The organism is Aquirufa antheringensis, assembly GCF_004307425.1.
Taxonomy (GTDB): Bacteria; Bacteroidota; Bacteroidia; order Cytophagales; family Spirosomataceae; genus Aquirufa; species Aquirufa antheringensis.
Window position 1 is genome coordinate 224851 of record NZ_SEWZ01000003.1, and the last position, 21528, is coordinate 246378.

At 41.9% G+C, this 21528-nt stretch carries 19 protein-coding genes; 7 read left to right on the forward strand and 12 right to left on the reverse strand.

The features are described 5' to 3' along the window. Position 1 precedes the first annotated feature (1 nt). Complete coding sequence (nagB, locus tag EWU21_RS06790) at positions 2-1903, reverse strand: glucosamine-6-phosphate deaminase (RefSeq protein ID WP_130896063.1); 1902 nt, start codon at positions 1901-1903, stop codon at positions 2-4. Between the two features lie 4 nt (positions 1904-1907). Next, complete coding sequence (locus EWU21_RS06795; protein WP_130896064.1) at positions 1908-2123, reverse strand: helix-turn-helix domain-containing protein; 216 nt, start codon at positions 2121-2123, stop codon at positions 1908-1910. Between the two features lie 151 nt (positions 2124-2274). Between EWU21_RS06795 and EWU21_RS06800 the strand changes: the two genes are divergently transcribed. After that, positions 2275-4647, forward strand: coding sequence for a TonB-dependent receptor (locus EWU21_RS06800; protein ID WP_130896065.1), 2373 nt, complete (start codon positions 2275-2277; stop codon positions 4645-4647). Position 4648: 1 nt separating this feature from the next. Then, a complete protein-coding gene (locus tag EWU21_RS06805; protein ID WP_161566437.1) occupies positions 4649-5557 on the forward strand; it encodes a DUF4249 domain-containing protein in 909 nt (302 codons plus the stop codon). On the opposite strand, the gene porT is transcribed toward EWU21_RS06805, so the two are convergent. The 4 genes from porT to EWU21_RS06825 all read right to left on the reverse strand — a co-directional run bounded on the left by porT (position 5558) and on the right by EWU21_RS06825 (position 9179). Further along, a complete protein-coding gene (gene porT, locus EWU21_RS06810) occupies positions 5558-6244 on the reverse strand; it encodes a type IX secretion/gliding motility protein PorT/SprT (RefSeq protein WP_130896067.1) in 687 nt (228 codons plus the stop codon). Continuing rightward, positions 6241-6978 (reverse strand): bifunctional demethylmenaquinone methyltransferase/2-methoxy-6-polyprenyl-1,4-benzoquinol methylase UbiE, encoded by a 738-nt coding sequence (ubiE, locus tag EWU21_RS06815; protein WP_130896068.1) that lies wholly within the window; start codon positions 6976-6978, stop codon positions 6241-6243. Before ubiE ends, porT begins: the two co-directional genes overlap by 4 nt. A gap of 71 nt (positions 6979-7049) precedes the next feature. Continuing rightward, positions 7050-7976: an AEC family transporter gene (locus tag EWU21_RS06820; protein WP_130896069.1), complete on the reverse strand. Its 927-nt coding sequence runs from the start codon at positions 7974-7976 to the stop codon at positions 7050-7052. After that, the gene (locus tag EWU21_RS06825; RefSeq protein WP_130896499.1) at positions 7977-9179 is read right to left on the reverse strand and encodes a sensor histidine kinase; all 1203 of its coding nucleotides are present in this window, start codon (positions 9177-9179) and stop codon (positions 7977-7979) included. Between the two features lie 141 nt (positions 9180-9320). Between EWU21_RS06825 and EWU21_RS06830 the strand changes: the two genes are divergently transcribed. The 3 genes from EWU21_RS06830 to EWU21_RS06840 are packed head-to-tail and all read left to right on the forward strand — an operon-like array spanning position 9321 to position 12823. Continuing rightward, positions 9321-9659 (forward strand): PadR family transcriptional regulator, encoded by a 339-nt coding sequence (locus EWU21_RS06830; protein WP_130896070.1) that lies wholly within the window; start codon positions 9321-9323, stop codon positions 9657-9659. A 12-nt stretch (positions 9660-9671) separates the two neighbouring features. Further along, positions 9672-12068 (forward strand): PspC domain-containing protein, encoded by a 2397-nt coding sequence (locus EWU21_RS06835; protein ID WP_130896071.1) that lies wholly within the window; start codon positions 9672-9674, stop codon positions 12066-12068. Between the two features lie 50 nt (positions 12069-12118). Continuing rightward, a complete protein-coding gene (locus EWU21_RS06840; RefSeq protein ID WP_130896072.1) occupies positions 12119-12823 on the forward strand; it encodes a head GIN domain-containing protein in 705 nt (234 codons plus the stop codon). Here the strand turns inward: EWU21_RS06840 and EWU21_RS06845 are convergent. Beyond that, positions 12816-13415 carry a DUF1684 domain-containing protein gene (locus EWU21_RS06845; RefSeq protein WP_130896073.1) on the reverse strand — a complete coding sequence of 200 codons (600 nt, stop codon included), beginning with the start codon at positions 13413-13415 and terminating at the stop codon, positions 12816-12818. The genes EWU21_RS06840 and EWU21_RS06845 overlap by 8 nt on opposite strands. Positions 13416-13461: 46 nt before the next feature. Between EWU21_RS06845 and EWU21_RS06850 the strand changes: the two genes are divergently transcribed. Continuing rightward, positions 13462-14046 carry a riboflavin synthase gene (locus EWU21_RS06850; protein WP_130896074.1) on the forward strand — a complete coding sequence of 195 codons (585 nt, stop codon included), beginning with the start codon at positions 13462-13464 and terminating at the stop codon, positions 14044-14046. Here the strand turns inward: EWU21_RS06850 and argH are convergent. The 5 genes from argH to EWU21_RS06875 are packed head-to-tail and all read right to left on the reverse strand — an operon-like array spanning position 14024 to position 18797. Beyond that, a complete protein-coding gene (argH, locus tag EWU21_RS06855; protein ID WP_130896075.1) occupies positions 14024-15364 on the reverse strand; it encodes an argininosuccinate lyase in 1341 nt (446 codons plus the stop codon). The genes EWU21_RS06850 and argH overlap by 23 nt on opposite strands. Before the next feature lie 4 nt (positions 15365-15368). Then, entirely contained in the window at positions 15369-16439 is a 1071-nt protein-coding gene (locus tag EWU21_RS06860; protein ID WP_130896076.1) for a M20 family metallo-hydrolase, read from the reverse strand. A gap of 1 nt (position 16440) precedes the next feature. Then, the gene (argB, locus tag EWU21_RS06865; RefSeq protein ID WP_130896077.1) at positions 16441-17223 is read right to left on the reverse strand and encodes an acetylglutamate kinase; all 783 of its coding nucleotides are present in this window, start codon (positions 17221-17223) and stop codon (positions 16441-16443) included. After that, complete coding sequence (locus tag EWU21_RS06870; RefSeq protein WP_130896078.1) at positions 17223-18197, reverse strand: N-acetylornithine carbamoyltransferase; 975 nt, start codon at positions 18195-18197, stop codon at positions 17223-17225. The genes argB and EWU21_RS06870 overlap by 1 nt, the downstream gene beginning before the upstream one ends. A gap of 48 nt (positions 18198-18245) precedes the next feature. Beyond that, positions 18246-18797, reverse strand: coding sequence for a GNAT family N-acetyltransferase (locus EWU21_RS06875; RefSeq protein WP_130896079.1), 552 nt, complete (start codon positions 18795-18797; stop codon positions 18246-18248). Between the two features lie 101 nt (positions 18798-18898). Here EWU21_RS06875 and EWU21_RS06880 point away from each other — a divergent pair, with 101 nt between their 5' ends. After that, entirely contained in the window at positions 18899-21499 is a 2601-nt protein-coding gene (locus EWU21_RS06880) for a TonB-dependent receptor domain-containing protein (protein ID WP_130896080.1), read from the forward strand. Positions 21500-21528 lie beyond the last annotated feature (29 nt).

The following is a 21528-nucleotide window of genomic DNA, read 5'->3' on the forward strand; positions in this document are numbered from 1 at the left end:
ATTAAAATTTCCAGCGTACGAAGGCTTCCATAGCCTCGTATTCCGCTAGGCCTAGCGCGTTGTAGATGGAAGCCGTTGCCCGGTTTCTCTCTTCAGCGCGTTGCCAAAACTCCCTGGAATCATCCCCTTGGAACACGACTCCATCTTTTTGGGACTGATGTTTGAATATACCCATTCTCTTTTTGAACACTTGGTCAGGGGACATGGGCACGGCCATTTCGATTTGGTCAATATCCCACTCTGCCCAGGCGCCCTTGTAAAGCCATACCCAGCAGTTTTTCATATATTCGCGGTGCTTCAGTCGTGTAACAGCCTCCATTATGGCGTCCAAACACACTTTGTGTGTCCCGTGTGGATCAGCTAGATCCCCCGCTGCATAAATTTGGTGGGGTTGAATTTCTTCGATCAGATCCATGACGATTTGGATGTCCTTTTCACCAATCGGTTTTTTGCGAATGGTCCCCGTTTCATAAAAAGGTAATTCTAGGAAGTGAGCATTTTCTTTTTTAATTCCGACAAAGCGGCACGTATTTTTCGCTTCCCCTTTACGTATCAAGCCTTTGATTTCTCTAACGGCTGGAATATCGATTTCGGAATCTGGCTTATTACGTAAAAATTTGATGGCTTCTTTATAGATGCGGTTCGCTTTCGCGTTTGGACTTTCAAATTTTTCGTTGAAATCAACGACAAATTCGGCAAAACGAAGTGCCTCGTCATCCGCTACGGCAATGTTTCCTGTTGTTTGATAGGCAACATGAACTTCGTGTCCTTGATCATGCAAGCGTTGGAAAGTTCCACCCATGGAGATGATATCATCATCCGGGTGTGGGCTAAAGATGAGTACTTTCTTTTTTGCTGGAAAGGCACGTTCAGGACGATGGGTGTCATCCGCATTAGGTTTTCCGCCTGGCCAGCCCGTAATCGTATGTTGTAAATAGTTAAATACTTCGATGTTGATTTCATAGGCCTGTCCATACAACGAGAGTAGTTCGGATAAGCCATGCTCATTATAGTCTTTTGAGGTTAACTTTAAAACGGGTTTTTGTAGAGATAAGGACAGGTGAGTTACGGCCTTTTTGATCATATTGCGATCCCATTTGACAGAGTCGACCACCCAGGGGGTTTTGATACGCGTAAGCATCGAAGCAGCTGTCTCATCTAAAATAAAGGACGCGTTCGGATGTAACTGTAGGTAGGAAGCGGGGATGTCTGAAGTAACAGAGCCTTCCACCGCTTTAGCCACACTAGCTGCTTTATGTTCCCCCCAAGCGAGCAAGACAATCTTCTTCGACTTCATGATGCTGTCGATTCCAAGTGTGATCGCTTTTTTAGGGACCTTTTGTAATCCTCCAAAATCAGGCGATGCATCGATTTTGGTCGCAATATCTAAGGTCATCAAGCGCGTTTTGGAATTGATGGTCGATCCAGGTTCGTTGAATCCAATATGTCCATTGCGGCCAATACCTAATAGATAATAATCGAAGCCACCTAGTCGCTCAATCTTTGCTTCATAGTCTCGGCAAAACTCTGGAATTTTGTCTAAAGCCAAGGTTCCATCTGGTAAATGGTAATTTGTTACCGGTATATCAATATGGTCAAAGAGTTGTTCCTTCATGAAACGAACATAACTCTGGATCGAATCGGGTTCCATCGGATGGTATTCATCGAGATTAAAGGTGATGACATCTTTAAAACTCAAGCCTTCTTCTCGGTGAATTCTGATTAATTCCTGGTAGACTTTTTTAGGCGAGGAGCCTGTCGCAAGACCCAAAATGGTGGGTTTGCTAGCTTGGTTATTTTTGCGAATTAAATCGGCAATTTCCTTTGCAACAGACTTAGAGGCTGAATCGGAGTCTGAAAAAATATGTGTTGGAATGCGTTCAAAGCTGATTTCTTGTTCCATAATCTTATTTTTTTGCGTTTTTGCCTGCTACAATCAGGAGGTCGAGTGAGAGGGCATCGAAAATGCGAAGGATGGTTTTGATGGCTGGGTTGCCTTTTCCTAATTCGATGCTGTGAATCGTTTTGATGGCTACGCCACTTCTTTGGCTTAATTCTTCTTGTTTTAATCCGATGGCATTTCTTTTTTCTCTTACGATTTGCCCGAATACTATTAAATCCATTGTTGCTAGGTTTTTGACAAATGTAAAGAAAATTATAATATAAAAAACAAATCGGAATTATATTACAGATGTATTGAAAATTATCCCAAATATCCGTTTATCATAATTTAACAGTTAGAAAAAACAATTCCCGTATCTTTGGGTTTTTAATATGATGCGCAAACTATTATTCCTTATTTTTCTGCTTTCATCTGGGCTATTAAATGCACAGAAATCAACGATTAGTGGCTACGTGAAAGAAGCTTCTAGTGGCGAAGGCCTCATTGGGGCGAGTGTCTATGTGAAAGAGCTGAAGACCGGAAATGTAACAAACACCTATGGTTTTTATAGCTTAACGCTTCCCGCAGGTAAGTATACCCTTGTTTTTTCTTCGTCTGGATTTAAAAAACGGGAGCAATCCGTTGATGTTGCGGCTAAATCTCAAGAGATTTCTGTGGAATTAGTTGCAGATTCTCAAGAATTAGCTGAAGTAATCGTTAAAGCGCGCGCAAACGATGAGAATGTCAGAGGAATAGAGATGTCCGTTAATAAGGTGGATATCAAAACGATTCGAAAAATTCCTGCCTTATTGGGAGAAGTTGATTTAGTTCGAGCTATTCAATTGTTGCCAGGCGTCTCTACGGTGGGGGAGGGTGCCTCCGGGTTTAATGTACGTGGAGGTGGAGTAGATCAAAATTTAGTGTTATTAGATGACGCTCCGGTGTACAATTCCTCCCATCTTTTTGGTTTCTTTTCGGTGTTTAATCCGGATGCGGTAAAAGATGTGAAATTATTTAAGGGCGGAATTCCTTCCATGTATGGTGGTCGGGCCTCGTCTATTTTGGATGTGAAGATGAAGGAGGGAAATGCGAAGAAATTGGAAGTGAATGGGGGTGTAGGGGCGATTTTCTCTCGCTTATCCATTGAAGCGCCTATCGTGAAAGACAAAGCTTCTTTTATTGTAGCAGCGCGTCGTTCTTATATTGATATTTTAGCAAAACCTTTTTTAACAGGGAATAATGCGAACTCGAAATTTAGTTTCTATGATTTGACGGCCAAAGTTAATTATACCATCAATCAAAAGAACACCGTTTTTATGTCAGGTTATTTTGGGCGTGATGTGTTTGGGACAGGTTTTGGTTTTGATTGGGGGAATACGACTTTAACCACGCGTTGGAATCACGTCTTTTCTAATAAATTGTTTTTAAATGCCACCGCATTCTATAGTAATTACGATTACATGTTAGATTCCGATATTGAAAACAAACGTCCCAATGATGCCTTCAAATGGACTTCAAATATCGAAAACCTAAGTATCAAGCCCGACTTTACCTATTATTGGAGGCCGGATAATACCATCACTTTTGGAGGTCAACTACTTACCTATGACTTTACTCCGGGAAAAGCGAACGCGACTTCGAATGGCGAGAAAAGAGAGTTTGGCCAAGCAAATAAACAAGGGGTAGAGGCCTCAGCCTATGTGGGTCACGATTGGAAAATTAATTCCCGCTTGACCATTCAATACGGAGTACGTTACTCTCATTATGACTATAAGAGTTTGAATGGAGAATATTATGATCGAATTCCGGTACCTGAGAGCACGGAAAATCCATCCGGTTATGTGTTAAAAATTAACCAAACAGACCCGAATGCAGTTGTTGCTTCCTATGGTAATTGGGAACCACGATTTGCCTTAAATGTGACGGCTAATGAATCATCTTCCTTAAAATTAAGTTATAATCGCCTCGTGCAGTACATTCACTTAATGTCGAATACGGCTGCTTCTACACCATTAGATGTGTGGACGTCTTCCACCAATAACATTAAACCTCAGATAGTAGATCAGGTGGCTTTGGGTTTGTTTAAGAATTTTGGCCCAGATGGAAATAATTACGAATCTTCCATTGAGATCTATTACAAGGATATGCAAAATCAAATCGATTATGCGGATCGGGCGAATCTCTTCTTGAATCCCTATTTTGAAAAAGATTTGCTTTTCGGAAAGGGGCGTGCCTATGGAATTGAATTCTTCTTAAAGAAGAATGTGGGCAAACTGACGGGTTGGGCAAGTTATACCCTGGCTAGAACGGAACGTAAAATAGAAGGCTTAAATAACAATGAGTGGTACGCGAATCGCTACGATCGAACACATACTTTGAATTTAGTGGGTCAATATTCGCTATCTGACAAATGGTCATTTGGGGCTAATTTCGCCTACATCACGGGAGTTCCGTACACGGTACCTTCCCAAAAATACATTTTTGATGGAATCGCCTATCCACAAACGGTTCCAGGTACGCGGGGAAATATTCGGGTGCCTGATTACCATCGCTTGGATATCTCGGCTACGAAGAAAAATAAGAAAGCTTTGTTTGGGAAAGGAAGTTCAGAGTGGGTATTCTCCGTGTATAATGTATACAACCGGAAAAATCCTTTCTCCATTTACACGCGACCTAATGAAGATAATTCAGTCCAAACAGAGGCCGTTCAACTATCTATCATCGGCTCCTTTGTTCCAGCCATCACCTATAATTTCTCCTTTTAAGATGAAGCCGATCTATTTATTCTTACTTCTTGTGGCCTTATCTTCTTGCGAAGAAGTGGTTACTTTACCTAGTCCAGCCTCGGATCACTACATCGTGGTAGAGGCGAACTTGACGAATCAGAACAAAGCTCAACAAATTATTTTGTCTCGTTCTCAGGATTATTTTGACCAAACGGCTGCGCCTAAACTTTCAGGAGCTCAGGTTTCTGTATCAGATAGTCTAGGTAATCAGTTTATGTTTACCGAAAAAGTAGCGGCTAGTGGTCTGTATAGCTGGGAGCCCACGCCGCAACAGCCTAGCATCGGGAAAGTAGGAACCACCTTTACCTTACAGGTGAAGTGGCAGAATGAAATAATTACCGCGAAAGCTAAAATGAATCGGGTTCCAGCTATTGATTCTGTTTTATATCAATACGATGAGGCATCTAATCGACAGGCAGCGGATGGACAACCTAAAAATGGGTATGATGCGCAGTTTTATGCACGAGATATACTAGGTGCGGGAGATTGTTATCGGGTGAAGACTTACCGAAACGGCGTACTATTTAATGACCCCATCAATTTAACGCTAGCGTATGACGCCGGTTTTCAAAAAGGAGCTATGACGGATGGACTTATGTTTATCTTACCCTTACGCCGTTCTATTTCTCCTTCCCTGTACCAGGAAAATGATAAAATTCGGGTGGAAATTTGGTCAATTTCAGAGGATGAATTTAATTTTTACTCACAAGCTCGATTAGAGCTCAATAATGCGGGTCTGTTTTCTCGTCCTGCAGCTAATATCCCTACCAATATCAAGAACACGAATCCTGCCTCGAAATTACAAGGAACAGGCTGGTTCGGAGTTTCCGCTGTGAGCGCATTCGAAACGGTAGTAGATCCTAAGAAAGCAAAAACAGGGTTGAAGTAATTACTCGAAATTGAAGATTAAGCTAATCGTGTGCGAATTCAATTGACTCAATTTTGAATAGCTATTGGTTGTTCCTGGCGGTACAAATAGGTTATTCAATCCGTGAGAGATACGAATCTCTGGGGAAAATTTGAAGAAACGGTAGAAGCGTTCGAACCCAATTCCATATTCTAACGAGAGTTCGGAAGTATTAGCCGTAACGGCTGTATTCTTTTTCTTGACGTTCGCCTCTAAGCCTAATTTTAGACCTGAGATTAAGTACATACGGTGATTTTGGCGACGAACTGAACGGAACTTTAATAACATGGGAATTTCTAACCAAGTAGATTCTCTCGAAATCAACTCTTCGTTTGCGAATTGAATTTGACGATCGTACAAGGCGATGTTTAGGCCTGATTTCACTTCTACGTGCTTACTAAGTGCATAATTAACGATTCCTCCGATCTGAAATCCGAAGCTACGAGGTGAGCTAAGCGATAGCGGTTCCCCCGTTACGTCATTGACAAGAACACTTGGGAAGCCATTCGCATAATAATTACTGGAGGTTAAGCCGAACATGAAACCAAAATGCAGCGGTTTTTCGTCGTAAAACTCATCGTGCAACTGAATGTATTTCTTTCCTTGTCCTAAGGCAGTGAAGCCTAGCAAGAATGCGATAGCAAAACCAATTAAGTGACCTTTTTTCACGCGTTTTTCGCTTTTTTATGTCCTAAATAAATAGAGCAAATACCTCCCGTCATAGGGATCCATTGCGTATTAATAAAACCACATTCCCCATAAATTTTCAAGAAATCTTCTCCATCTGGAAAAGCTTGAACAGATTCAGGAAGGTAGGTGTAAGCTGCGGGGTCTTTGGAAATTAATTTTCCTAGAACGGGCAGGCAAAATTTCGAATAGAAGCTATAAAGCTGCTTCATGGGAAAGCTTTTCGGATTCGAAAACTCTAAAATCAAGCAATGTCCGCCCGGTTTTAACACGCGGTACATTTCTTTCAAGCCTTTGTCTAACGTTTCATAGTTTCTCACACCAAAACTAACGGTGATTGCATCGAAACTATTATCCGAAAAAGGAATTTTTTCTGAATCCCCTTTTTGTAAAGTTATGATATTGTCTAAGCCTAATTTCATTATTTTCTCTACACCGAAGGCTAACATTCCTTCTGATATGTCGATTCCTACAATCTTCTCTGGCTTGATTTTTAAGGCTTCAATGGCAAAATCTCCCGTTCCGGTTGCAATGTCTAAAACGGACTTGATACCCTTATTTTGTAATAATTTGATGGCTTTTTTACGCCAAATAATATCAATCCCCCCACTTAATAAATGATTGAGGAAATCATATTTGTGGGAGATGGAGTTGAACATGTCTGCGACTTGTTCTTTTTTTCCTTTAGACTGATTTTTGTAAGGGACTACCATAATTTGAGCGAATTGGTTACGAACTAAACCAGTTCAGTAAGCCAATGTTTCATAAAATTACCAAAAAAAATCGTTTAAATCGCGCTCATGTGGAAAACACTCACCATGATCCACATAATCGCAAAGCTGATGACTAAGGAAATGTTTACAAGCGAGGCAGCAAGGGGCGTATTTAAGTTTAATTCATCTGAATACGTGATGACAGTCATTCCCACGGGTAAAATGAGGCAGAGCATTAATAGGTTGCGAAAACCGAGGTCAAAGGGCAGCCAATAAAAACAGATACCCCCCACTAAAAATCCCATTGCATAACGTAAACTTAACACTTGAAATACGCGGTAATATGATTTTTTAGATAGGCGCACACTGAAATAAATACCCATTAGAAGCAACACAATAGGCTTATTTCCGGAGGCTATCGTAGAAATGATATCTAGCGCAAAAACGGGAAATTTTATCTGAAGCACGTTTACCACCACACCTAATACCATCGCCTGCAAGGGAGGCAGGGAAATAATCCGTTTGAAAATATGAGCAGCAATGTTGTCTTTCTTTGGCCCTCGACTAAAATAATTGCCCATCCCGTAATTCACGAAGAAGTTCACCACTGAATTGCCTAGGTCAAACATAATAGCATAGGTCAACCCTTGAATTCCAAAAATCCCCTCAATTAAGGGATAAGCAAAGATGCCCAGGTTAAATCCGGCACTCCCCAGGGTCATCACACCCCGGTTTTCAGGCTCGGTGTTTTTAAACAGATGAAAGGCAGAGAAGGATAAAAACATCCCGAAAAACATCGCAATCAAGGGTAGGTAGATGAGGTCCCAGGTTATGTTTACCCGAATCATGGTCGAAAATACCAAGGCAGGGAAAGTCGTATGCATAAGGAATTTCGACAAGGATTTTCCGTCGTGTTCCTGAATAAATCCCGCACTTTTCAGGGCATAGCCGATCGCAATAACACATAAGGCAGAACCAAAAACGATATTAGGATCAGTCATCTAGGCAGGTTTAGGAAGGGTAATGCGGAAGGTAGAACCTTTGTTAATTTCGGTAGCCTTCAAGATCAGTTTACCTTGGTGGTAATTTTCGATGATCCGTTTTGCCAAAGTTAAGCCTAATCCCCAACCGCGCTTTTTAGTAGAAAAGCCTGGGGAGAAGATTTTGGAGGTATTACTCGGTAAAATACCTTTTCCCGTATCTGAGATGTCAATATGGATGACATTATTCTTTCCTTCTTTTAACTCTATCCGTAATTGTCCGTGACCTCCCATCGCATCCACTCCATTCTTACAGATATTCTCAATGACCCATTCAAATAGGTATTTATTGAGATTAGCGGTTTGATTCGCTGCTAAGGAGGAATGTATTTCGATGGTTACTTTGGACGAAATACGAATTTTTAGGTAGCTGATAAAGCTTTGAATGACCGCTTCAATGTCTTCTAGCTTTAGCACTGGAGTGGATCCAATATTCGAAAAACGTGTCGTAATCGTTTCTAAGCGTTGAATATCTTTCGATAATTCGACTACGATATCGGGATTGATATGAGGCTCATTGCGCAATAATTCGACCCAGGCTGTCAACGAAGAAAGCGGGGTGCCTAACTGATGAGCCGTTTCTTTCGCTAAACCCACCCAAACCCGGTTCTGCTCCGCCCTCCGCGAATACGAAAGAAATATGTAGCCGAGGAAACCAATAATCAAAACCACTAATAATTGCGATAAAGGATAATAACGCAATAATTTCAACAATTTAGAATTCCCATAATAGATGTACTCTTTCTGGAAACCCATATCCATTTCGATGGGTTTGTTGTTCTCTGCCACAATTTCTAACAGTTTTTGCTGTAAGATTTCTTGTTTTTGTTCGGTAGGTAAACTTTCTTGAATGGGAATATTAATCGAATTCAAATGGCCAGAACCATCTTTCCAAATCACGGGAATCGTATTATTCTCATTGATTTTCTTAATTCGCTCGAAAAAGAAATTGATATCTGCGTTATTATCACTCGTCAGCGCATAGCGAATCGTTTCCGCATATAATTCAATTTGCTGTTTTTCCCGCTCCTCTAGCTTCGTCACTAATCCATCGGTAAAGTAGAGGGAGAATCCTGCCATCACCACGCTGACCGCGAAAAAGGCGACTTTCAACCAAGTATCTCGGTTGTAAAAGGCTAAGGGCAAGGAAAAATCTTTAAACATCATTCGTTTCTTACCCTCAAAAGGGTACGTTTATCACAAATTACCTACCGTTTATCCAAATTCACAAATAAATTTTCTAAGGTACTTTGTATTGCATAGTACCTTGTCTATATTTGCATCATCAAATTAAACAAACAACCGATGGATATTGAAAATGCCAAGGTGCAAATGAGAAAAGGAATACTGGAATTCTGTATTCTAAAAATTATCTCAAAGGGCGAGGTTTATGCTTCGACCATGTTATCTGAATTAACTTCCGCTAAAATTATGGTAGTGGAGGGAACTTTGTACCCTTTATTAACCCGCCTGAAAAATGCGGGTTTTTTAGACTATCGCTGGGTAGAATCAGTGTCAGGGCCGCCTAGAAAATATTATTTATTAACAGAAAAAGGACAAGAGTTCTTAACAGAAATGTCCTTGACTTGGGATGAATTACAAGCATCCGTTAATCAAATCTCTAACGCTTCTCCGCAGGCTTAACCCATACCCCATATGAAAAAGACTTTATCAATTAATATCGCAGGATTTGTCTTCCACATCGAAGAGGATGCCTATGCTACTTTAGATACCTATTTAAAATCCATTCACGCTTATTTCGCGTCTTTCGAAGGTTCGAAAGAGATTATTGCGGATATCGAATCGAGTATTGCAGAGAAATTTTGGAACATCAGAGAAACGGAAAAAACGGAAGCTATTTCGCAGGAGCACGTGGATGCTTTAATCGCTTCTTTAGGAACCATTGCTGATTTCAAGCAAGTGGAAGAGGAGGAAGATAAGAAGGAGGGATATACCGCTCCTAAAACAGAAGGTGCTCCTAAAATTTTCCGTCGTGACATCACTCGTAAGAAATTAGGTGGGGTAGCGGCTGGTATCGCTCGTTATTTTGAAGTAGATGTGACTTGGGTTCGATTGATCTTATTAGCCTTATTGAGCGCGAGTTTCCCTTTATTCCATGTAGGAAATATTGTTTTCTGGGCCTACATTATTATTTGGGCGGCCATTCCGGGTGAAATGAATCCAGATGATGATAAATCATATCGCAAATTTTACCGCGATCCAGAGAAAAAAGTGATCGGAGGAGTGATGGCTGGTATTGCCGCTTACACGGGTTGGGACGTAGGATTATTGCGTGTATTAGCGGTTTTGTCTGTGGGGCTATTTGGCTCAGGTGTCATTGCTTATATCGTAATCTTAGCGATTACGCCAGAGGCTAAGACGATGAAGGATAAGATGGAAATGACAGGTGAGCCTATCACCTTGGAAAATATTGAGAACAATATTAAGAATAGCATTCAGCCAGATGAGACGGAGGAAAAGACCATTACTAAAGTATTATTGTTCCCTTTCCGCATTTTTGCCACGGTTTTCTCTGCTTTAAAAGGGCCTCTAAACGTCATTCGCTGGTTCGTTCAGATAGTATTAGGGGTCATCTTATTGATCTTGGGTATTGCGTTTATTATCGTCATAGGAGCTTTGTGTACGCTTGGATTTACCGGAATTGATCAAGGGCAGCTTGTTCATATGGGTCCTTTACCACTTTATTTAATCGCGAAAGACTTCCCATTCTGGACGGTGCCGGCTTTGGTTTTGGCCTTCTTACCGATGTTTGTTTCGATTGTCATCGCAGGTATTTCCTTGTTAGCGAATCGTAAATTCTATAATAAGACCTATAAGATTGTTTCCACAACCATGGTCATCGTGGGATGGATCGGATTATTTGCTGCGGTTCCCTTTGTAGGACGTAATTTCCAACGTTCAGCCTCTTACAATCAGATGAAAGAAATTGCGGTTTCCGATTCGACGACTTATGTGTTAGATATCGACAAAAAAGACAACGAGACAATCTGGCAAATGATGCTGGGGGAAAAAGTCGAAGAATTTACCTTTGATTTTGAGGAGGATGAGGATAACCACGATTACAACGAGGAGCGTTTTAATCGTACGAATATTGAAGTTGAAGGCTATGATGGGAAGACCATTCAGGTAATTACCTATGCAAAATCGCAGGGTTTGACGCGGAAAGAGGCGGAGACGAATGCCAAAATGATTCAGTACAATTACCTTCAAAAGGGCAAAGATCTTCGTTTTGATACCCATTTTGGTCTACGAAATTCCAAATTTCGTGCGCAACGTCTAAAGGTGAAGATTATGATTCCCTATGGCAAATCGTTTAGCATGACACGTGATTTCGCTTACTACATGGACAATGTATTAGAATCAGGCTACTTTCACGAAGAGGGTCAGGATTTGTTCATTGGGTCGCTTTGGACCTTCTCTGCAGACAAGGGTTTGATCTGTTTAAATAGAACCCCTCACAACGACGAAGAATCGAATAATGAGGATTTTTCAGACGAAAAGATTGGATTTACGATCACAAAAGACTTAGTTAATTTCAGCTCTATTTCGGGTTTAAACACCGAATCTTCTCAGATCAAAATCACCAGAGGAGATCTTCCTAAAATTACTTACCGAGGTAATCAAGCTTTAGAGAGCTCCGCTCACGTAGAGAACAATGTGTTAGTATTGGATAAAATTCAGCCAGGGATTCAGGTGGAAATTGTCGTACCTGAATTGACTAAAGTGGAATTAGGTGGCAATGCGAGCACTGAAATGGAAGGTTTTACTTCGGCTAAAATGGATGTGATTTTACGAGGCTTTCACTCCCTTTCCTTGAAAGGTGGTGGAGATCAATTGAACGCGAGTGTATTTGATTCTGCGGAATTAAATGCGGGAGATTTTTCGGTAGAGAAAGCCTTTGTTGCCATTGATAAGTATGCTTCAATAGAGGTAAATGTCTCTAAAATGGTACAAGGTAAGAAATATGAGAGTTCGAAATTCTCAAACAAAATGAGCAGTGGAGTGAGTTATAAATGGAATGTGATAAAATAACATGCAACCTTTTTTAAAACGTCAGCATCTAGCAACAAATTAAAAAATCTATGAAAAAAATCTTGTCTTTATTCGCCGCCTTTTTAGTCGTTTTTAGTTCCTTCGCAGATCCTGCGGTAGTTACCAAAAAATTCAAAGTAGCTAATTTCAAATCCATCGAGTTAGGGAGTGCCTTCGAAGTACATGTTCACAAAGGGAATACGTATGCTGTTTCCATTACAGGACGAGAAAAAGATATCGAAGACGTAGAGGTAAATACCTCTGCTGGAAAATTAGAAATAGGGTATGAGGAGGGTTGGAATTGGAGTTGGAATAATAGCCGTGCTAGAGTTATCGTAAACATCACCCTGCCACGCCTAGAAAGCGGTGAATTCACCGGTGCTTGCAAGGTTGACTTGCAAGGCTTTACTAACGAAGAGGAAATGCGCTTGTTGTTTTCTGGAGCTGCTAAAGGATTCGCTGAAGGTCTAAGAACAGATAAATTACGGATTGAATTAAGTGGTGCATCTGATTGTAGAATCACTGGGCAATCCGATTATTTAAAGGTAGATGCTTCGGGTGCAAGCCACTTGAAGGCTTTGGAATTCTTATCACGTCATGCAGATATAGAAGCCTCTGGAGCCAGTAGCGCTTCCGTACAAGTACAGAAGTCTTTGAAAGTAGACGCCTCTGGTGCTTCTCACGTAAAATACAAGGGCCGTCCGATTATTTCGAAAGATTTGTCTGGTGCAGCTTCGCTACACGAAGTTAATTAAAACGTTTTTCACCTGCCTCGATGCGAATCGGGAGGGTGTTTTCAGCGGGAGGAATGGGACAAGCGAAGTCTTCGTTGTATGCACAATAAGGATTGTATGCTAGATTAAAGTCCACCCGCAATCGATTGTTTTTTACATTTGTTAGGGGTAAATCTAAAAAACGCCCGCCTCCATAGGTTTCTGTGGGGGCGGTTTTGTCTTTAAAGGGTAGGAAGAATTCCCCATTATCATGTTGATACAAGGTTAAAGAAATACTGAATCCTCCGATTTCCCCTTTTATCTTTCCGAATAAAATTAATTTCTCCGTCGTCCCATCCGTCATTTTTAATTCTACAGTTTTCGCTTTCTCCGCTTTTTCTAAGACGAAATCGACGATATAATCTTTGTTGAAAGAGTAGTACTTCAGACCCTTGAAGGTCGCTTTATTTTTAATGGGGGATTCCTCGTCGTCCTGTAAGGCAGAGTCTTTATCGCGGCGAATTTTCAGCACATCTGCTCCCGTTTCTTCGACTGGTTTCGCCGTAGGAATGCTAAAATAGGCGAGAATTGCGATGATGGGAATCAGAAAGAGGAACCATTTGTTGAATTTCATGGGAATGGGTGTAATTTTGGGTACGTAAAATTAGCAAATAAATCAGATGTTTACAGGTATTGTGGAGGCGATGGGATCGCTGGTAAAGACAGAAGCAAAAGGGACGAATGTGGAATTTTGGTTCACGTGTCCATTTACGCAAGAGTTAAAGGTGGATCAATCACTCGCACACAACGGGGTTTGTCTGACTGTCGTGGAGATTCAAGGAGAGCAATACCGCGTAACGGCGATAGATGAGACCTTGCAGAAGACGAATTTGGGTGATTTAAAGATAGGCCAAAAAGTAAACTTAGAACGTTGCATGGCCGCGAACGCCCGTTTTGATGGGCATATCGTGCAAGGTCACGTCGATTTAACCGGAATTTGTACGGAAATAACGGATCAGAATGGAAGTTGGGAATACCGCTTTAGCTATCCAAAAAGTAGTGGTCACGTGACGGTGGAAAAAGGATCTATCTGTGTCAATGGTACCAGCTTAACGGTCGTGGATTCGCAGGACGATTCCTTTACCGTCTGCATCATTCCGTATACCTATGAACACACCGTTTTTCATCAACTAAGTGTAGGTGATCGGGTGAATTTAGAATTCGATATTCTAGGAAAGTATATTAAGAAATTAATGCAGCGATAGCTTTGTTCACTTTTTCAAAACCGAAACGTTTCCAAGCGATCTCTTTTTGGTCTTGAATTTCTGCCAAACCTAAATTGCCAATACTACCTAAGTGGGAGTGATTAATTTCGCGCGTGCTGCCATCGAAAGCGCCGTCCTCGATCTTTTTCCCCACTATTTGATAGGCTTCTCTGAAGGGAACCCCTTGCACGACTAATTTATTCACCTCTTCTACCGAGAACAATAAATCGTATTTCGAGTCCACTAACAGGTCTTTCTTCACTTTCAGATGGCTCACCATATAGTGTGTGATCTCTAATCCGTCCAAAATTTCCTCAATCGCCGGCATCAACAATTCCTTTGTTAATTGGAATTCCCGGTGGTATCCTGACGGTAAGTTGCTCGTTAATAACTGTAATTGATTCGGTAATGCCTTCAGTTTGTTGGCTTTTCCACGCAATAATTCCGCGACGTCTGGATTCTTTTTGTGCGGCATGATAGAGCTTCCGGTCGTTAAAGAGCTAGGGAGTTCGATGAAGCCGAAGTTTTGGGAATTGTACAAGCACACATCCATCGCTAATTTGCTCAGCGTCGTAGCGATCTGTGCGATGGCCGTTAAGACAAATAATTCGGTCTTTCCACGTGATAATTGTGCGTTCACGACGTTCACGTGCGGCGATTCGAAGCCTAATAATTCAGTCGTGTACTTTCTGTCCAAAGGAAAGGAAGATCCGTATCCCGCACCAGACCCCAGCGGGTTCTTGTTTGCCAGGCGAAAGGCTGCTTCTAATAACTCAATATCTTCTACCAGGCTTTCTGCATAAGCTCCGAACCAAAGTCCGAAAGACGAAGGCATCGCAATCTGCAAGTGCGTGTAACCAGGTAATAAATCGTTTTTATGGGCTTCGCTTTTGGCAATCAATAAATCAAATAAACGCTCCACTGCATCAGCGATGTGCTGGATTTCAGCGCGCATAAACAATTTCAAATCCACTAGAACTTGGTCATTTCTAGAACGTCCCGCATGTATTTTCTTGCCCTGATCGCCTAATTTCTGCGTTAACAAATACTCGATTTGGGAATGCACATCCTCCATTCCGTCTTCGATAGTGAAATCGCCGGCTTCGATTTGGGCATAAATAGCTTTCAATTCAGCACATAAAGGGGCTAATTCGTCCGCACCTAGCAAACCGACTTTCTCTAACATCGTGATGTGAGCCAGGGAACCCAGCACATCATAGCGCGCTAATTGCAAGTCATACACGGGGTCATTCCCAATCGTGAATTTCTCGATCTTAGCGTCTGTTGTCTGATTTTCTTTTTGCCAAAGTTTTGCCACAATCTTAAATGCTTAGGTTGATTAAGAGATTTTGATAGGTTTGGATGCCCTGTTTCAGTTCATCCAAGAAAATATATTCATCTGCCGTGTGCGATCTGCCGGAGTGTCCGGGACCGATTTTGACAGAGGGTATCGTCAATAAAGCTTGATCAGAAAGGGTAGGAGAGCCGAATAAGTTGATGCCTAAACCTTTTGCCGCTTGCACTAGTGGATGTGATTCCTCCATTCTGCTGGAGTTTAAACGCATCGATCTGGGTGTTAATTCAGCCTGAACGATGGTTTTTAATTCTGCCAGAACTTCTTCTAGAGAATAACATTCATTCACCCGGCAATCGATCACGTAATCGCAAGTATCTGGAACCACGTTATGTTGTTTACCTGCGTTGATGACGGTTACTGTTGTTTTTACCGGTCCTAATAAATCAGAGACCTTCTGGAAAGAATGATTTTGGATGTGTTGGATATCTTCCAAAGCCAAGTAAATGGCATTCACTCCCTCATTTCTCGCCGCGTGGCCCGCAATGCCTTTTACTTTCGCATCTACGACCATCAGGCCTTTTTCCGCAATCGCCATCGCGCAATCCGTGGGTTCGCCCACGATCGCAAAATCGATGCGAGGTAAATCCCCTGATTTCAAAAGGGCTTCAATTCCACCCGTTCCCGATATTTCTTCCTCAGCGGTGGCGGCAACAACTAAGTTAAAGCCCAAATTTTCAGCAGCGTAAAAAGAGACAAAGGTCGCCATCAAACAAACCAAACTAGCGCCTGCATCATTCGAACCTAAACCGATCAATTTCCCCTCTTGTTCTGTCGCTTTGAAGGGATCAAAGGTCCAGGAAGCATTCGCCTTTACGGTGTCGTGGTGGGAATTCAGTAGAATGGTAGGCTTAGACGCATCGAAATGCAAATTAGTTGCCCACACATTATTTCCTAAGCGATTTGGTTGAATGCCCTGCGCCATGAAAAAGTCCACCAAAATCTGCGCCGTCCCTTGCTCCTCCTTACTCATGGATGGGCAAGCTATTAGCTGAGCTAATAGGTCTTTCGCGGCTAGAAATTGACTTTCTTGGTACATGTTAGGCACTAATTTTCGTTCCTATTTCGGTTTTCTGCAAGTTATCCGCGTGGCATAATCTGACCACGGAAACGCCTGCTGAGATGGCCTTTAGGGCATTCTCTAATTTCGGGATCATCCCCGCAGAGACAATTCCTTTCTCTTTTAATTCTATGAAGGAGGCTGGATGGATGGAGCTAATGACTGAATCATCGTCATTGGGGTCCAATAAGACGCCATTCTTTTCAAAGCAATACGTTAAGGTAACGTCGTATGACGAGCTGAGGGCTATGGCCAAAGCCTGTGCCATCGTATCCGCATTCGTATTCAATAGTTGACCTGCAGCATCTGCCGTAATAGGCGCAAATACAGGAGAAAAACCGGCTTGCACTAATCCGGAAAGCGATTCAGCATTCACTTTTACGATATCTCCTACAAAACCATAATCGATGGGTGTCGCGGCTCTTTTCTTCGATAGTACGATCCTACCATCTGGCCCTGTTAATCCCAAAGCATTACAAGATAATCCTTGCAATTCGGCCACAATCGATTTATTAATCCAACCCGCATAGACCATGGTCACAATGCGAAGGCTTTCTTCGTCTGTTACACGTCTACCCTCAATCATTTGACTTTCGATTCCCATCGAAGCTGCCATTTGAGTGGCAATCTTACCACCTCCGTGCACCAGCAATTTAGGGCCAGTCAGAGAAGCAAAGTCCTGCAAAAAGCTAGCGAGGGCGGTTGGATTGTCGATGACATTTCCGCCTATTTTAACTACTTGAAGGGTGGGTTTAGAAGACATTAGAATAAATACGGGCTTTCCGTTCTCATGAGGGTTAAAATCATTTCTTTTAATACGGCCTGCGCCGCCCAAACCCGGTTTCCCGCTTGTTGAATCACAATCGAATTAGGGGAATCAATGACCTCGTCTGCAACCACTAGATTCCGTCTAACGGGAAGGCAGTGCATAAATTTCGCATTGTTTGTTAGGCTCATTTTCGCAGCATCCACCATCCAAGCTGGATCGGAAGAAAGTATTTTTCCGTAGTCTTGGTAGGATGACCAGTTTTTAGCATAAATAAAATCTGCACCCTCATACGCCTCTTTAGGATCGTAGCAAATCTTCGCATTTCCAGCGAATTCAGGGGCTAATTCATAGCCTTTAGGATGTGCAATCGTAAAATCCACGTCTGCTCGATTCATCCATTCGGAGAAAGAATTTGGCACACATTGGGGTAAAGCCTTGACGTGCGGAGCCCAGGTTAACACCACTTTAGGGCGCTCTACGGTCTTGAATTCGTTAATCGTAATTAAGTCAGTCAAGGACTGTAAGGGATGGCGGGTAGCCGATTCCAAACTAAGGAATGGACGTCCGGTATATTTTAAAAATTGGTTTAATACTTGTTCGCTGTAATCGAGCTCCCGGTCCACTAAACCAGGAAAACTTCGAACACCCACGATATCGCAATACGAACCTACCACAGCGGCAGCCTCTGAGATGTGTTCTGCCTTATCGCCATTCATGATGACGCCTTCGTTCATTTCTAATTGCCATGAATCTGCCCCCACATTCATAATCATTACCTCCATTCCGAGGTTTTGGGCTGCTTTTTGGGTGGAAAGGCGCGTCCGAAGACTGGAGTTGAAGAATAATAAACCGAGCGTCCGGTTTTTCCCAATGTGCTTGTCCGCATACGGGGTTTTCTTCATTAACAAAGCCTCATTGACTAAGTTTTGAATATTGTAAGCGTCTTTAACCGAAGTGAAATTTTGCATGCGTTTAGCTGTCTAACATTGGCAATTCAGTAAAATTACTGAAAAAGATCAGTATCGAAGGCGTTCCCAGGTGAAAACTTGCATGGGGTTTTCGAGCGCCAGTGTTTTCTCCCCTGTTTTTTGGAAGCGGTTTTTCTCCAAAACCCGTTGCGATGCCGCGTTGTCCACCGGTGTTTCTGCGCGTATGATCTGTAAGCCAGTGTCTTGAAAAGCCCATTCACTCAAGGCCTTGACCGCTTCGGTGGCAATTCCTTGTCCTCTGTATTTCTGATCTAGCGCATAACCAATCTCTGTGCTTCCCTGATCATCTGGCAACCCCGCAAAACCAATTCCCCCCACAGAGCAGGACGTGGCGCTAAGAATTATTTCCCAATTTGTGTACCAATAGTAGTCCAAAGGAAATTTACTTGTCTGAGGAATCCAATAATCGCGTAAAGCCTGCTGGGTTTCTTGTTCGTAGAACAATTCCATTTCCCAGCGGTTAGGCTGTAGATCTAGTGTTTTTTCCAGATCTTTGCGCCCTAATTGATGCCAAACTTGCAAATGCTGGTTCGTTAGCGGGATTAAAGTAAGCCGAGAAGTCTGGATCGAGAATGTCATATTGGACTACAAATTACCCTTTTTGGTCGCAAAAAAGAAGACCTTTAGATAGAATGTACAAATTTTGCATTCGTTAAATGAAGATGTTTAAACAACAAACAATGAAAAAATTAATTACGCTATTCGCCCTAATGAGTTTATCATTTGCCGGTATTTCCCAGATTCCTGGTGGAATGGGCGGTTTTGGTGCAACGCCTAAGAAAGAAGCAGTGATTCCTGGAACGGCTCAAGCCGCGCCTAAAGGAAGTGCAAAAATTATCGGATTCTTATTAGATTCAACCGATTCCAAGCCAGTGGAATTCGCCACTTTGGCCCTCATCAATACAAAAACAAATAAACCAGTAGATGGTACCGTGGCAGACGGCGTCGGTAAATTTACGTTGAACAAAGTCGCGGTGGGATCTTATAAAATCGTAGCTTCCTTCATCGGTTATGAAAGTAAAACGGTTTTAGTAACCGTTTCGGATAAGAATGATGACCACGATTTAGGGGTTATTAAATTACAACCAAGTTCTAAAATGCTTTCTGAAGTGACGGTGGAAGGTCAACGGGCACTCATTGAGGAGCGCGTAGATCGTACCGTTTACAATGCAGAAAAAGATGCCTCTAATAGAGGGGGCGATGCAACGGATGTCTTGAAAAAGGTTCCGATGTTATCAGTGGATTTAGATGGAAATCCCTCGTTACGTGGTTCTACGAGTGTGAGGGTCTTGATTAACAACAAGCCATCTACGATTATGGCCTCTAATATTGCGGATGCCTTACGTCAAATTCCAGCAGATATGATCAAAACAGTGGAGGTAATTACTTCTCCATCTGCTAAGTACGATGCGGAAGGATCAGCGGGTATCATTAACATTGTGACGAAGAAAAACACCCTGCAAGGTTTGACCTTGTCTTTTGACTCTTCAGCTGGAGTTCGTGGATCTAATTTATCTTTGAACGGAAATTTTAGAAACAAGAATTGGGGCTTATCTTTAGGTGGTTTTGGTCGTTCAGAATACAATGTGAACGGAAAGTTTGAGAGTACACAAATCACTACCAATAATGGCTTGCAGACCACTAACGTTCAAACCGCAGAATCACGTCGGGAGGGTTTATTTGGTAACTACCAATTAGGTTTTGATTGGGATATAAACAAGTTTAATTCGATTACTTCTAGTGTACGTTTCGGTCTTCGCAACGGTAACAACTGGCAAGATGGGTTGCAACAAATCAGAAATGGAGTGGTTTCCTCTCTACGTAATACGAATTCCTTAGATGAATCAGCTAACGTGGACGTGAATATTGACTACACGCATACGTTCGAAAAAGCACAGCGCGAGTTCTCCATTTTATCGATGTACAGCCGCAATAACCGCGCGAATGACTTCTATAATTTGATTTTAAATCCTAAGTCGACGATGAGCGAAATTATGAGCTCGATTAAGAATGAGAATACGTCGTATAACGAGGAGGCTACGTTCCAAATGGATTACCAAACACCCCTAGGCAAGAATCAATTATTGGAGTTTGGAGGTAAAGGAATTCTTCGTAATGTGACATCGGATTACAAGTCATTTACAGGCACTTCAGGAGGAATTTATACGCAAGTGAACTCGGCTATCTTGCCATCTAACGTGTTTGATTACAATCAGAATATCTATAGCACGTATGGTTCTTACACATTAACCACTAAGAATAAATGGAGTATTAAGACGGGTGCGAGATATGAATACACGGATATTTCGGCTAGTTTCTTAAAGAAAGAAGGTCAAAATACGGTAATCCCAGCGTATGGTGTGTTAGTTCCGAGTTTCAATATGTCTAAAACATTTAAGTCAGGTACTTGGAGATTTAGTTATAATCGCCGTATTCAACGTCCAGGAATTCAAAATTTGAATCCAAACGTGAATGCAACGAACCCTTTAAATATCTCGACGGGTAACCCGAACTTAGCGCCGGAATACACGAATAACTACGAGGTTTCGTACAGTAAATTTGTGAAACAAACCTATATTTCTACTTCCTTCTTTGTTCGCAATACGACGGGTGCGATTAATCAAATTAGAGAGGTGTTTGGCGATACGGTAAAAACAACGTCTAGAAATATCGGTAATGAAGATGCTTATGGAATGAATGTGAACTTGAATGTGAACCTTTCTAACAAGTTGATGATTGGTGGTGGCGGTGATCTTTCTTACTTGGTATTAGCGAACAATGTAGCTGATCCATTATTGAATGCGAAGAATGAAGGCTTGCAAAAGAACTTCCGTGTTTTTGGTAACTATAACATCGGAAATGGCTGGGGAGCGCAAATTTTCTCCTTTTACCGGGTGAATCAAATTCAATTACAGGGATCTCAAGGAGGCTTTGGAATTTATAGTTTAAGCTTTAAGAAAGACTTTAAGAATAAAAAGGGAAGTATTGGATTCGGTGCGGAGAATTTCTTCACTCCAAATGGTTTTGTTATTCGCAGCGAAACGAAAACTCCTACCATTAATCAGGTGAGTGAGAATACCTTACGCAACATGAACTTTAAGATCAACTTCTCTTACCGCATCGGTAAAATGAGCTTTGGTCCTACGAAGAAAAAGAAATCAGTGAATAACGACGATACGAAAGGCGAAGGCGATGCGGCTCCAGCTGCTCCACAACAACCAATGGGTATGCCAGGCATGCGTATGGGTGGTGGCGGCGGAGGCTTCGGTGGCCCACGTTAATCTGAAAATTGAAAAGAGAAAGGGAATCA